This is a genomic window from Caballeronia sp. BCC1704 (assembly GCF_902833455.1).
In the GTDB taxonomy this organism is placed as follows: Bacteria; Pseudomonadota; Gammaproteobacteria; order Burkholderiales; family Burkholderiaceae; genus Caballeronia.
Genome location: NZ_CADFFT010000001.1, coordinates 496,806 through 509,351, shown reverse-complemented (window position 1 = coordinate 509,351; position 12,546 = coordinate 496,806). Strand labels below are relative to the sequence as shown.

12 protein-coding genes are annotated in these 12,546 nt (G+C 65.9%); 4 read left to right on the top strand and 8 right to left on the bottom strand.

All coding sequences use genetic code 11. The features are described from left to right. Window positions 1–94: 94 nt before the first annotated feature. From argS to HWX53_RS02345, 4 genes are all read left to right on the top strand, one after another. Window positions 95–1,879 (top strand): arginine--tRNA ligase, encoded by a 1,785-nt coding sequence (argS, locus tag HWX53_RS02360; protein WP_175939068.1) that lies wholly within the window; start codon window positions 95–97, stop codon window positions 1,877–1,879. Between the two features lie 154 nt (window positions 1,880–2,033). After that, on the top strand, window positions 2,034–2,801 hold the full coding sequence (locus HWX53_RS02355; protein WP_175939066.1) for an SPOR domain-containing protein: 768 nt from the start codon (window positions 2,034–2,036) through the stop codon (window positions 2,799–2,801). Window positions 2,802–2,946: 145 nt separating this feature from the next. Continuing rightward, window positions 2,947–3,594, top strand: coding sequence for a thiol:disulfide interchange protein DsbA/DsbL (locus tag HWX53_RS02350; protein ID WP_175939065.1), 648 nt, complete (start codon window positions 2,947–2,949; stop codon window positions 3,592–3,594). 15 nt (window positions 3,595–3,609) lie between these two features. After that, window positions 3,610–4,392 carry an SDR family oxidoreductase gene (locus HWX53_RS02345; protein ID WP_175939063.1) on the top strand — a complete coding sequence of 261 codons (783 nt, stop codon included), beginning with the start codon at window positions 3,610–3,612 and terminating at the stop codon, window positions 4,390–4,392. A gap of 50 nt (window positions 4,393–4,442) precedes the next feature. On the opposite strand, the gene HWX53_RS02340 is transcribed toward HWX53_RS02345, so the two are convergent. The 8 genes from HWX53_RS02340 to HWX53_RS02305 all read right to left on the bottom strand — a co-directional run bounded on the left by HWX53_RS02340 (window position 4,443) and on the right by HWX53_RS02305 (window position 12,525). Further along, complete coding sequence (locus HWX53_RS02340) at window positions 4,443–5,729, bottom strand: DUF3443 domain-containing protein (protein WP_175939061.1); 1,287 nt, start codon at window positions 5,727–5,729, stop codon at window positions 4,443–4,445. A gap of 19 nt (window positions 5,730–5,748) precedes the next feature. Continuing rightward, the gene (locus HWX53_RS02335; protein WP_175939059.1) at window positions 5,749–6,270 is read right to left on the bottom strand and encodes a DUF2844 domain-containing protein; all 522 of its coding nucleotides are present in this window, start codon (window positions 6,268–6,270) and stop codon (window positions 5,749–5,751) included. Window positions 6,271–6,594: 324 nt separating this feature from the next. Continuing rightward, window positions 6,595–7,299, bottom strand: a complete 705-nt coding sequence (cheZ, locus tag HWX53_RS02330) for a protein phosphatase CheZ (RefSeq protein WP_175939057.1) — start codon at window positions 7,297–7,299, stop codon at window positions 6,595–6,597. Between the two features lie 2 nt (window positions 7,300–7,301). After that, on the bottom strand, window positions 7,302–7,697 hold the full coding sequence (gene cheY / locus HWX53_RS02325; RefSeq protein ID WP_159837744.1) for a chemotaxis response regulator CheY: 396 nt from the start codon (window positions 7,695–7,697) through the stop codon (window positions 7,302–7,304). Between the two features lie 57 nt (window positions 7,698–7,754). Beyond that, complete coding sequence (locus HWX53_RS02320) at window positions 7,755–8,876, bottom strand: chemotaxis response regulator protein-glutamate methylesterase (RefSeq protein WP_175939055.1); 1,122 nt, start codon at window positions 8,874–8,876, stop codon at window positions 7,755–7,757. 2 nt (window positions 8,877–8,878) lie between these two features. Beyond that, window positions 8,879–9,637: a chemoreceptor glutamine deamidase CheD gene (cheD, locus tag HWX53_RS02315; RefSeq protein ID WP_175939054.1), complete on the bottom strand. Its 759-nt coding sequence runs from the start codon at window positions 9,635–9,637 to the stop codon at window positions 8,879–8,881. Continuing rightward, the gene (locus HWX53_RS02310) at window positions 9,634–10,563 is read right to left on the bottom strand and encodes a CheR family methyltransferase (protein ID WP_175939052.1); all 930 of its coding nucleotides are present in this window, start codon (window positions 10,561–10,563) and stop codon (window positions 9,634–9,636) included. The genes cheD and HWX53_RS02310 overlap by 4 nt, the downstream gene beginning before the upstream one ends. 111 nt (window positions 10,564–10,674) lie before the next feature. Then, entirely contained in the window at window positions 10,675–12,525 is a 1,851-nt protein-coding gene (locus tag HWX53_RS02305; RefSeq protein ID WP_175939050.1) for a methyl-accepting chemotaxis protein, read from the bottom strand. Window positions 12,526–12,546 lie beyond the last annotated feature (21 nt).

The window sequence follows — 12,546 nt, the reverse complement described above, 5'->3', positions numbered from 1 at the left end:
GGCGAACGGCTCATCAGCCGCGTCAATCGGCGCTTCGCGTCGCCCGCACCTGTCGCGTGCCACTGCGCATTCGCTTCACTGGATCACATTCAGCATGCTGCCCGCACACAAAGAAACCCTGGAAACGCTCCTCTCCGACGCGGTCAAAGAGGTCGCGCAAGCCACGCAAGGCGCAACGGAAGCCGCTTTCGTCGCGCCCGCGATCGTGCTCGAACGGCCGAAGGTCGCGGCGCATGGCGACGTGGCATCGAACGTCGCGATGCAGCTCGCCAAGCCGCTGCGCGCGAACCCGCGTCAGCTCGCGCAGCAGATCGTCGATGCGGTGCTCGGCCATCCGGCCGCGAAGGGGCTCGTGGAGAGCGCGGAAGTCGCCGGTCCCGGCTTTATCAACCTGCGTCTCGCGGCGAAGGCAAAGCAAGACGTGATCCCGGCGGTGCTCGGCGAAGGCGCGGCGTACGGCCGTTCGTCGCGCGATGCGGGCAAGCGCGTGCTCGTCGAATTCGTGTCGGCGAATCCCACCGGTCCGCTGCACGTCGGCCACGGCCGCCAGGCGGCACTCGGCGACGCGCTCTCGAACCTGCTCGCGACGCAAGGCAACGCGGTGCATCGCGAGTTCTACTACAACGACGCAGGCGTGCAGATCGGCAATCTCGCCATCTCGACGCAGGCGCGCGCCCGCGGCTTCAAACCGGGCGACGCCGAGTGGCCGGAAGCCGCGTACAACGGCGAGTACATCGCCGACATCGCGCGTGACTACATGGCGGGCGCGACCGTCGCGGCGAAGGACGGCGAGCCGGTCAAAGGCAAGGGCGACGTGGACGACCTCGAAGCCATCCGTCACTTCGCGGTCGCGTATCTGCGCCACGAACAGGACATGGACCTGACCGCGTTCGGCGTGAAGTTCGACCAGTTCTATCTGGAGTCGTCGCTGTACAAGGAAGGGCGCGTCGAAGAAACGGTGAAGGCGCTGATCGACGCCGGCAAGACCTACGAGCAGGACGGCGCACTGTGGCTGCGCACCACCGACGACGGCGACGACAAAGACCGCGTGATGAAGAAGTCCGACGGCACGTACACCTACTTCGTGCCGGATGTGGCGTATCACGTCACCAAGTGGCAGCGCGGCTTCACCAAGGTCATCAACGTGCAGGGCTCCGATCATCACGGCACCATCGCGCGCGTGCGGGCCGGGCTGCAAGGGCTCGGCATCGGCATTCCGAAGGGCTATCCCGACTACGTGCTGCACAAGATGGTCACGGTCATGCGCGACGGCCAGGAAGTGAAAATCTCTAAGCGCGCGGGCAGCTACGTGACGGTGCGCGATCTGATCGAATGGTCGGGCGGCATGACGCCGGGCAGCGAAGCCGCGCCCGATCAGCTCGACGAAGCGATGATTCGCCGCGGCCGCGACGCCGTGCGCTTCTTCCTGATCTCGCGCAAGGCCGACACCGAATTCGTGTTCGACATCGACCTCGCGCTCAAGCAGAACGACGAGAACCCGGTCTATTACGTGCAGTACGCTCATGCGCGCATCTGCACCATTCTCAACGACTGGAAGGAACGCTACGGCGGCGACCTCGCGCAAGCGGCGAAGGCGGATCTCGAACCGCTGTCGAGCCCGCGCGCGATGGCGCTGCTCAACAAGCTCGCCGAGTTCCCGGACATGCTCGCGCACGCCGCCGACGAACTCGCGCCGCACGCGGTCGCGTTCTATCTGCGCGACCTCGCTGGTGAATTTCACTCGTTCTACAATGCGGAGCGCGTGCTCGTGGACGACGAGAAGGAGCGTACGGCGCGCATCGCGCTGCTGGCGGCCACGCGTCAGGTGCTTGAAAACGGTCTCGCGACCATCGGCGTGTCGGCTCCGCAGAAGATGTGATCGGCGGCGCGGCGTCGTGAGCTCTTCGTCGCGCGCGCGCCTGTAACTTTGTGAATCTTTCGGCGTGCGCGGACGGCAGCCTGGCGCGGGCGCGCGTTACGCGGCGGCTATAATCGTCGGCCAACTCGAAGACTTTTTGCAGGTGATTCATACGATGGCAAAACCAAGCCGCACGTCGAAGCAATCGCAGTCGAAGCAAACGGGGGGAACCTTTCTCGGCATCGTGCTCGGTCTGATCGTCGGACTCGCGATCGCCGTGATCGTCGCGCTGTACATCACGCGTGCGCCCACGCCGTTCGTCGCCAAGGTCGCGCCGCCAGCCGAGTCGTCTTCCGCGCCGGCCGCGCAGCCGTACGACCCGAATCGCCCGCTGCAAGGCAAGTCGCCGGGACAAGCGGTGCCGCAAGCCGCGCAGCCCACGCCGCCGAACACGGCGCCCGGCCAGAGCACGAACCAGACACAATCGTCGGGCGTGCTGGACGAACCGCAGATCGTCGAAGTGCCGCCGAGCGGCGGCACGGCGTCTGCGCCGCGCACCGCGAGCCCGACCATCGCCAAGAAGCCCGAAGCCGCGCCCGGTTCGAGCAGTTCCACGAGTTCGACCACCGCCGCGACGCCGCCGAAGAACGGTTCCGCGCCGCCCGCCACGGCCAAGACCACGCCGCCTGCGCCCGGCGACGTGAACACCGGCTATTTCCTGCAAGTCGGCGCGTACAAGACGCAGGCCGATGCCGAGCAGCAGCGCGCGCGTCTGGGCTTTCAGGGCTTCGAATCGAAGGTCACGCAGCGCGATGCAGGCGGTGTGACGTACTATCGCGTGCGTATCGGTCCGTTCGCCAAGTTCGAGGACATGAACACGGCGCGTCAGCGTCTGTCCGACGCAGGCGTCGATACGGCGGTCATTCGTTTTTCGAAGCAATAACGCGTGCGGGACGGCGCCCGCGTGCTCGGCCGGTTATGAGCGCGGCGCGCCTTAAGTCAGGCTTAAGCGTCGTATGTCCCACTTGAGAACCGCGACGCATCCGCCATGTCAGCCTTCACGTCGCACCTTTGCACTTTCTTCGATCATGAAAAAACTCTTTAGCGCCTTCGCCCTTTCCCTCGGCATTGCCGCCGCGTCCATCAGCGTCGCTGGCACGGCATCGGCCGCTCCCGCTGCTGGCAAGGATTACACGGTGATGCAGGCGCCGCAGCCAATCGGCGCGCCGGCGGGCAAGGTCGAGGTCATCGAGTTCTTCTGGTACGGCTGCCCGCACTGCAACGAATTTGAGCCGTACATCGAGGCGTGGGAGAAGAAGCAAGGCCCGGACGTCGTGTTCAAGCGCGTGCCGGTGGCGTTCCGCGACGACTTCATTCCGCATTCGAAGATGTATCACGCGCTGGTCGCGCTCGGCGTCGCGGAGAAGCTCACGCCGGTCGTGTTCAACGAAATCCACGTGAAGAAGAACTATCTGCTGACGCCGCAGGCGCAGGCCGACTTCCTCGCTACGCAAGGCGTCGACAAGAAGAAGTACATGGACGCGTACAACTCGTTCTCGACGCAGAGCGACGTCCAGCGCGACGCCAAGCTGCTCCAGGACTACAAGATCGACGGCGTGCCGACGGTCGTGGTGCAGGGCAAGTACGTGACCGGCCCGGCGCAGACCAACAGTCTGCCCGGCACGACGCAGGTGATGGACTTCCTCGTCCAGCAAGTGCGCGACAAAAAGATGTAATTGCCTGACGCCGGTATGAACGCAGTTCCGTTGAAGGTTTTCATCACCGGCGCGTCGAGTGGAATCGGCCTGGCACTGGCCGAAGAATACGTGAAGCGCGGGGCCGTGCTCGGCCTCGTCGCCCGACGCGCCGAGTCTCTTGCGGCATTCGCCGCGCGCCATCCCAAGGCGTCCATTTCCATTTACCCCGCCGATGTCCGCGATCCCGACGCGCTCGCCGATGCCGCGCGCCGGTTCATCGCGGAGCACGGCGCGGCCGACATCGTGATCGCGAACGCGGGCATCAGTCAGGGCGCGCTCACGGGCCACGGCGAACTGGACACGTTCCGCGCCGTGATGGACGTGAACTACTTCGGCATGGTCGCGACGTTCGAGCCGTTCATCGCGTCGATGACGGCCGCTCGGCGCGGCACGCTGGTCGGCATTGCGAGCGTCGCGGGCGTGCGCGGGCTGCCGGGCTCGGGCGCCTACAGCGCGTCGAAATCGGCGGCGGCGAAGTATCTGGAAGCGCTGCGCGTGGAAATGCGGCCGCAGGGCGTCTCGGTCGTGACCATCGCGCCAGGCTACGTGCGCTCGGAGATGACCGCGCACAATCCGTATCGCATGCCTTTTCTGATGGATGCGGACCGCTTCGCCGCCAAAACCGCCGATGCCATCGCGCGCAAAGCGCGCTACGCGACGTTTCCGTGGCAGATGCGCGTCGTCGGCATGCTGCTGCATGCGATGCCGCGCTGGCTCTACGATCCGCTCTTCGAGCGCGCGCCGCGCAAGCCTCGTCCGGCTTCCTCCGGGCAATAGGCGAAAAAAAATCCGGCCGCATGGGCCGGATTTTTGTCATTCGAGCTTCGTCAGAAGGCCACGAACGGCGCGCTACCGTAGCCGACGTACACGTGGCGCCCGTAGAAGAACGGCATGCCGAAGTCGAACAAGCCGGTCATGCCCAACTGGCCGCCCAGGCTATTGAACGCGAACTTTCCGGTGCCCGATGTGAGCGTGCGCGCGCTCACGAGGCTGAACGGCACCGTCGCCGTATTGCCGTCGGTGCCCGAGACGGTCGCGGTGAGCGACTGCTGCGACGTCGGGCAATAGAACACGCTCGTGCTCGAACACAGCGGGAAGTTGTCCTGGAAGAAGTTGCCGTTCGATCCCGTGTCGAAGAACGTCTGGTAACTCGTGCCCTTGTACGTGCCGCTGAGATCGCCGTACGCGTCGGTGCCGAGATGCGTGACGCCCGTGAGCGTGTTGTTGCTCTGCGTGCCGATGCCGAATATCAGCGTGCCGCTCGCGCTTGCCGCGCCCGTGACGGGAACCGGCGGCAGCTGAACAATGACGCCGTTGTTGTCGACCGGGAACCGCTGCACGGGATTCGCCACTTGCTGCGCGACCGGAACTGCCGTGCCCGTGCAGTTCGTGCCGTTGGTGCACGAGAAGTACATGCCGTTCAGCGGGGTCGTCGCGCAATTGCTGCCGCAATCCTGCGCCAGCGTGCCGATGCCGAGAATGCCGTTTGCGCCGATCTCGCCGACGGTGTTCTCGTCGTTGCCCGACGGGCATCCGTTCATGCCGGTGGGCGCCGCCGACGCGTCCAGGTCGCCGATGATCTGCACCGGCAGCCCGCTCGCCACTTCCGAGCCGATTCGCACGTCCGCCTGCCGCACGGTGCCCCACGTGTAGCCGTCCGCGAAACCGGCGCACTCGGCGAGTTGTCCGCCGTTGAGCGCCTTCGCCACCGGGAGCGCGCCGATGACCGACTGCGCCGCCGAACTCAGAATGCGCAGGCCGAAGGAAGCCGTGTCGATCTGAATGTTGTCGATGGTCTGGCAAGTGTTCGTGCCGGGCGCGCAGACCGTCACCGAGACATTCGGAATGTTGACGAAGTTCGCGACGCCGCCGTTCACCGTGATGGGAACCGCGTTGGTGCCGTTCGGGGTGATCGGCTGGGCGTTGGCCGTGCTGGACGAGCCGCCGCCGGAACTGCCGCCGCCGGACGAGCCGCCGCTGGAACTCGAATTGTTGTCACTGCCGCCGCCGCATGCAGCGAGCGTGAGCGCGAGAAACAGCGCGCCGAGCCAGCGCGCCGCGTTGCCGGCGCGCCGGGAAGATGCCGCGCCGAGGCCGGGTGTCGTTGTGAACATTATCGGATTCTCCCGTCGCTTACTGGATGTCGCTGGCGGAAACGCCGGCGGGCAAAGACTGCGGCAGGTACGCGCTACCCGAGAAGGCGCCCATGTGGCCGCCCGAATGCACGACGAGACCCGAATCCTGCACGCTCACCTGACCGCGTCCGCCGCGCGCGGCGCGCTGCGCGAGCATGGCTTGCTGGTACTGCGGGAAATAGCTGCCGAGCAAGGTCGCGAGGTCCGGCACGCGCGGCCCGCGCCACGCGACGCCGAACACGGTGCCGTCGGACGACACGTATTCGTTGATGACGGTGCCGCTCGCGAGCGTCGTCGAGCGGACGGTGTAGTTCGATGCCGCCGATGCGCCTGACGCGCCCGATGCCGCCGTCGCGGCATGCACGACCGCGTTGGCGGCGGTGGCGCCTTGCGGCGCGTTCAACGGCGCGCCGCCGAGCGCCGCGCGCGCCGGTCCGGCTGCGCAGACGCTCAACGCGCCTGCAAGAAAGGCCAACGATAGCCTGAGATGCCCATGACGGGGTTGCTTCGGTACCTTCACTGGGCCTCCTGTCGATTCCTGTGGATGGTTGCCTGGCGGGCCCGCGCGCCGTTTTACGGAGCTGCGGACCCCTGCGGATTCAAGCATCGTACGGATGCTATAGCCATCAGTATGCCAAATCCCGAAAAACGGCCGCGTCACGCGCATGCGCCGCTCCGTTGGGGACGGATGAATCGAACAGTAAGTCGGCCAGAAGTTCCCGGTCGATAGATGCTTTGCTAAAAGCAGCCGTCGCTGGCGGAAACCGGCGCGGACGCAACAACGCGGAACGCATCCGAAGAGGCGTTCCGCGTTTTTTGCGCCTGGCGTCAGGAAGCCGGAGGCTTAGAAGCCGAGGCTCGCGAGCAGATCGTCCACTTGCGACTGATCCTGCACGACGTCGCTGCGCCCTTCCGGGTTGATCTGCGGTCCGTTGAGAAGATTCTCCGGACTGCCCGTCGATGACGACATCAACGCCGCCGCCGACGCCGCGAACTGCTCGCGCCGCTCGGGCGCGATGTTCTCGAGCAGCACGCCCAGCAATTGCTGTTCGATCAGATACACGACGTCCGTGATCTTCTTGATCACCTGGCCGGTCAAATCCTGAAAATCCTGCGCGAGCATGATTTCCAGCAGTTGCGCGTTGGTCGCCTGCGTCTTTTCCGGCACGCTTTGCAGGAAACTGCGCGTCTGCGCGAGCAACTCGCCGGCCTCGCCCTGCGCGAGCGGCGCGCCGTACCATTGCGCCCAACGCTCGTCGAGCGCCTGTGCTTCGCGCTGCATCGCTTCCTGCATCGGCTTGGCGAGCTCGATCGCGTTGAGCGCGCGGTCGGCCGCCTGCTCGGTCATCGTCGCGACGTACTTCAGGCGGTCGCGCGCGTCGGGAACGGCTTGCGCCGCAGCTTCGACCTGCTTGTCGAGGCCGAGCTCGCGCATCGAGTCGCGCAGCGTGCGCGTCAATTGGCCGATGCGCGCGAGAATGCGGTCGCTCGAAAAATCGTTATCGGCCTCCGCTGCCACGGCGGCAAGTTCAGTGGTCAGATCGTTCACGATCAGCTCCCGGCTTTAGCCATCTTCTCGAGAATCTTGGTGAGCTTCTCGTCGAGCGTGGCGGCCGTGAAAGGCTTCACCACGTAACCATTCGCGCCCGCTTGCGCCGCCGCGATAATGTTCTCCTTCTTCGATTCCGCCGTCACCATCAGCACCGGCAGATGCGACAGCGTCGCGTCGGCGCGAATCTGCTGCAGCATCGACAGGCCGTCGAGGTTCGGCATGTTCCAGTCGGAAATCACGAAGTCGAAGCCGCCGCCGCGCAGACGCGCGAGGCCCGCCGCGCCGTCTTCCGCTTCGTCGACGTTCGAATAGCCGAGCTCCTTCAGCAGATTGCGCACGATACGGCGCATCGTCGGAAAATCGTCGACGACGAGGATCTTCATGTTCTTGTCCATCATTGCTCCCGTGTGTTCTCAGTGCGGCGTGACACCGCGTAATTCAATTCAGTTAAATCAGACGCGCTGCACGCGTTCGCCCATCGATGCCAGCCGCGTCATCACGCGCCGGCTCATTTCAGAAAGCGGCGCGATCTCGCTTGCGCCGCCCATTGCAATTGCTTCGCGCGGCATGCCGAACACCACGCAACTCGCTTCGTCCTGCGCGAGCGTATAGGCGCCCGCCTGCTGCATGTCGAGCAGTCCCGCCGCGCCGTCGCGGCCCATGCCGGTCAGAATCACGCCGATCGCGTTCTTGCCCGCGTGCTGCGCGGCCGAGCGGAACAGCACGTCCACCGACGGACGATGCCGGTTCACCGGCGGCGCATCCGACAGATGCGCGACGTAGTTCGCCCCGCTGCGCGCGAGCACGAGGTGCGCGTGGCCCGGCGCGATATACGCATGACCCGGCAATACGCGCTCGCCGTGCTCCGCTTCCTTCACCGTGATGCGGCACAGCCCATTCAGGCGCTGCGCGAACGACTTCGTGAAGCCCGGCGGCATGTGCTGCGCGATCAGCACGGCAGGCGCGTCGGGCGGCAGCGGCACGAGCACTTCGCGGATCGCTTCCGTGCCGCCCGTCGACGCGCCGACGATCACCAGCTTTTCCGTCGACACGAGCGGGTTGTTGATGAGCGGCGCGGGCTTCGCGCCAGCGTGGCCCGGCGCGCTCGGCGCGCTCGCCGCATGCACGATCTGCCGCACGCGCGCCCGGGAAGCGGCGCGAACCTTGTCGGCGAGCTTCTCGGCGTAATCCAGCATGCCGTCGCGGATGCCGACTTTCGGCTTCGTGACGAAGTCCACCGCGCCCAGTTCCAGCGCGCGCAGCGTGATTTCGTTGCCCCGCTCGGTCAGCGACGACACCATCACGACCGGCATCGGCCGAAGGCGCATCAGCTTTTCGAGGAAGTCGAGCCCGTCCATGCGCGGCATTTCGACATCCAGCGTCAGCACGTCCGGGTTATGCAGCTTGATCAGCTCGCGCGCGACGAGCGGATCGGGCGCGGTTGCGCACACGTGCATGTCGGGCTGCGAGTTGATGATCTCGGTCATCAGGCTGCGCACGAGCGCCGAGTCGTCGACGCACAATACTTTGATCTTCGGCGCGGCTTCTTTGCCGCCATTCGATGCATTCAACATGCTCACGCCTCCTCCGCGGCCTTCGCGATGCGCGACGTCCGCGCGATTCCGTTGATCGCCCGCGCGGCGGCCGCCGTTCCCGACGCGCCGAACAGTTCGACGCGCGGCTTGGTCGCGGGCGCGGCGGGTTTCGCGCGCTCCACGCCGAACAATTCCACGCGCGCGCGCGCCCTTGCGAGCCGTTCCGCGCGCTCTTCCGGCGTGCGCTCGACGAGCGCCTGCTCGCGCTCGACGACGACCGGGTCGTGCTGCGTCTTCAGCTTCTTGACCATCACCTGTCCCGTGCGCGGCATGAACGCGACCTTGCGCGGATGCATGCCCTGCAAGTCCTCGGCGACGATACGAATCTTCTCCAGCGCGAGATAGCGCCGCACGAACTCCGAGTTGCGATCGCCGATGTTGATGGTCGTCATGCCGGCCAGCACCGCGCCGCCGCCGAACACCTTCGCCTCGAACCGCTCGCGGCGTCCGCCACGCTTGATGAGCTCGTTGATGAGCACTTCCATCGCATACGCGCCGTAGCGCATGGAGTCGGACGACGCGTGCGACGGATCGGAGCCGTCATCGGGCAGCATGAAGTGATTCATGCCGCCGATGCCCGCCGTGCGATCGTTGATGCACGCCGCCACGCACGATCCGAGCACCGTCACGAGCACCATGTCTTCGCTCGTCATGTAGAACTCGTTCGGCAGCAGCTTCACGCCGGGCTTCTTGAAATGGTTGTCGAAATACAGATTCGACGCGATCGGCAGCCCGCTCATGCCGGCTCTCCCGCGAGCACGCGCTTCGGCGCGGCCGCCGCTTTCGTGTCGCGCGTCAGTTCGTAGACCGTCTGACCGCGCAGCCGGAACGCCTGCGACACATACGTGAAGTTCTCCGAATGACCGGCGAACAACAGGCCGCCCGGCTTCATCAGCGGCTCGAAGCGCGAGAGCACCTGGCTTTGCGTCGGCTTGTCGAAGTAGATCATCACGTTGCGGCAGAAGATCGCGTCGAACGGGCCTTTCACGTCGTAGCGCGCGTCCGTCAGGTTCACGCGGCCGAAGCTCACGAGCGAGCGCAACTCCGGGCGCACCTTGACGAAGCCCGCGTGCGAGCCGGTGCCCTTCAGAAAGAACCGCTTCAGGCGCTCCACCGGCATCGCCTTCACCTGATCGAGCGAATACACGCCCGCGTCCGCCTTGGCGAGCACCTGGCTGTCGATATCGCTCGCGAACACCGTGCAGTGCCGCGCGGCCTGCTCGCCGAGCGCCTCGACGAGCGTCATCGCGATCGAATACGGCTCCTCGCCCGTCGATGCCGCCGAGCACCACACCGACACCGGCTGCTGGCGGCGCTTCACGAAGTCCGCGAGCAGCGGGAAGTGATGCGACTCGCGGAAGAACGCCGTCAGGTTGGTCGTCAGCGCGTTGACGAAGGCTTCCCACTCGGCGTTGTCGTCGTTGGCTTCGAGACGGTCTAGGTACTGCTTGAACGTGTCCATGCCGCAGGCGCGCAGGCGTCGGGCGAGCCGGCTGTAGGCCATGTCGCGCTTGTGGTCGGACAGCGAGATTCCCGCGCGGCGATGAATCAGCTCGCGGATCCGGGCGAAGTCCGCCACGGTGAATTCGAAATCGCGCTCGACTTCCGGACCGCGTATGCCGCCGGCCAGTTCGACGCGTGCGTTGGTTGCATTACGCGTTGCCATTCTGGTGCCTCTTGCTCTGTTTGCGCCTGCTGCGTGCTTACTTTCGCTTCTGCGCCGGTCGTGCGCCGGGTTGTTTCCGAATCCGCGCCCGACCGCTGCCGGCCGATGCGCTTAGAACGTTTCCCAGTCGCCGTCGTCGACGGTCGTGGCCTTCGCGCGCGGGGCGGGTGCCGCCGCCGGTGCGCTCACGCGGGGCGCGGCTTTCGCTGCGCTTGCCGGCTTCGCTGCATCGCGGGCCTTATCCTTGATAACGGCCGATTCCGGCGCGACGTTAGGCTGCTCTGCAACTTTCGCTGCGTTCGCGGACGATGCACGCGACACCGGCTCGACGCGCGTAGGCTTCGCCACGGCAGGCGCCAGGCGCGCAGCCGCGACCGCCGCGCTCGGCTTCACCGACGCCGGCACGGTGCCCGCGATGCGCCATTGCCCGACGACTTCCTTCAATTGCCGCGTCTGGTCTTCGAGAGATGCCGCCGCCGACGCCGCCTGCTCCACGAGCGCCGCGTTTTGCTGCGTCACGCTGTCCATCTGCGTCACGGCGCGATTGACCTGCTCGATGCCGTCGGACTGCTCCTCCGAGGCCGCGCTGATCTCGCCCATGATGTCGGTCACGCGGCGCACCGCCTGCACGATCTCACCCATGGTTTCGCCTGCGCGCGTCACGAGTTGCGAGCCGCTCTGCACTTTCTCGGCAGAATCGCCGATCAGCGCCTTGATTTCCTTTGCTGCCGCCGCGCTGCGCTGCGCGAGCGAGCGCACTTCGCCCGCCACGACCGCGAAGCCGCGTCCTTCCTCGCCCGCCCGCGCCGCTTCCACGGCCGCGTTCAACGCGAGAATGTTGGTCTGAAACGCGATGCCTTCGATCACGCCGATGATGTCCACCACCTTGCCCGAACTGGACGCGATGGCGTTCATCGTATCGACGACCTGCTCGACCACCTCGCCGCCGCGCGACGCGATATCCGACGCGTTCACCGCGAGCTGGCTCGCCTGACGCGCGTTGTCCGCGTTCTGCTTCACCGTGCTCGTGAGCTGTTCCATGCTGGAGGCCGTCTCTTGCAACGACGCCGCCTGTTCTTCCGTGCGCTGCGACAGATCCGTGTTGCCGCTCGCGATTTCATGCGCGCCGACATCGATGGATTCCGCGCCGCGATGCACCGCGCCGACCATCGCGGTCAGGTTCGTGCGCATGCGCTCGATGCCCGCGAAAAGACGGCCGATTTCGTTCGTACTGTCCGTGTGCGCCGACTTCGTGAGATCGCCGCGCGAGATGCGCTCGAAGTGGTCCACCGCGTCGTTGATCGGCTGCACGATCAGGCTGCGCAGCGCGAAACGCGTGGCGAAAAGCAGCAGACCGGAAAGCGCGAGCAATCCGCCGATGACCATGCTGAGCGTCGCGTTCTGCGACGCCGCGTTCGCCCGCGACTCTTCCGCGTGCTTCTGCTGGAACGCGACCGCCGCCGTCACCGCCTGATCGAACGCGACGAACATCGGGCTGATCTTGGTATCGGCAATGGCGTGGTACGCGGCCATGTCGTTCGCGCGCATCGCGGCGAACTCCGGCTCGACGCCGGTCTTCATCAGCGTGTCGTGCTGCGCGACGAGCGTGTCGAGCGTCGCTTGCGGCAACATCGGCTTCTTCGTGTCGAGGTAGAGCTTCCAGTTCTCGTAGCTCTTGTCGAGCAGGAACTGGCCGCGCTCCATCGCCTTCTTCGCTTCGTCAGCGCTGCCCGCTTCGGTGAGCGAGCGCACGCGGTCGAGCGTGATGCGCGAGCGCAGCAGATACGACGACGTGTCCGCGAGCGCGCGCATCGCCACCATGTCTTCTTTGGCGATGGAGTCGAGCGAGGCGCTCGCGGAATTGAGGCCGACGAGCGACAGCGCGCCGATGACGGCCGCGCAACCGACGAACAACAGACCGACGAGCGTGAGCGTCGTGCGGATGGACAACTTCTTGAACATGGCTTCCTTTCCTTCACCCGC

What these genes read in the sequence shown, in the direction of transcription:
- argS (WP_175939068.1), top strand. Translation starts at nt 95, where the DNA reads ATGCTGCCCGCACACAAAGAAACCCTGGAAACGCTCCTCTCCGACGCG.
- HWX53_RS02355 (WP_175939066.1), top strand. Translation starts at nt 2,034, where the DNA reads ATGGCAAAACCAAGCCGCACGTCGAAGCAATCGCAGTCGAAGCAAACG.
- HWX53_RS02350 (WP_175939065.1), top strand. Translation starts at nt 2,947, where the DNA reads ATGAAAAAACTCTTTAGCGCCTTCGCCCTTTCCCTCGGCATTGCCGCC.
- HWX53_RS02345 (WP_175939063.1), top strand. Translation starts at nt 3,610, where the DNA reads ATGAACGCAGTTCCGTTGAAGGTTTTCATCACCGGCGCGTCGAGTGGA.
- HWX53_RS02340 (WP_175939061.1), bottom strand. Translation starts at nt 5,729, where the DNA reads ATGTTCACAACGACACCCGGCCTCGGCGCGGCATCTTCCCGGCGCGCC.
- cheY (WP_159837744.1), bottom strand. Translation starts at nt 7,697, where the DNA reads ATGGACAAGAACATGAAGATCCTCGTCGTCGACGATTTTCCGACGATG.
- HWX53_RS02320 (WP_175939055.1), bottom strand. Translation starts at nt 8,876, where the DNA reads ATGTTGAATGCATCGAATGGCGGCAAAGAAGCCGCGCCGAAGATCAAA.
- cheD (WP_175939054.1), bottom strand. Translation starts at nt 9,637, where the DNA reads ATGAGCGGGCTGCCGATCGCGTCGAATCTGTATTTCGACAACCATTTC.
- HWX53_RS02310 (WP_175939052.1), bottom strand. Translation starts at nt 10,563, where the DNA reads ATGGCAACGCGTAATGCAACCAACGCACGCGTCGAACTGGCCGGCGGC.
- HWX53_RS02305 (WP_175939050.1), bottom strand. Translation starts at nt 12,525, where the DNA reads ATGTTCAAGAAGTTGTCCATCCGCACGACGCTCACGCTCGTCGGTCTG.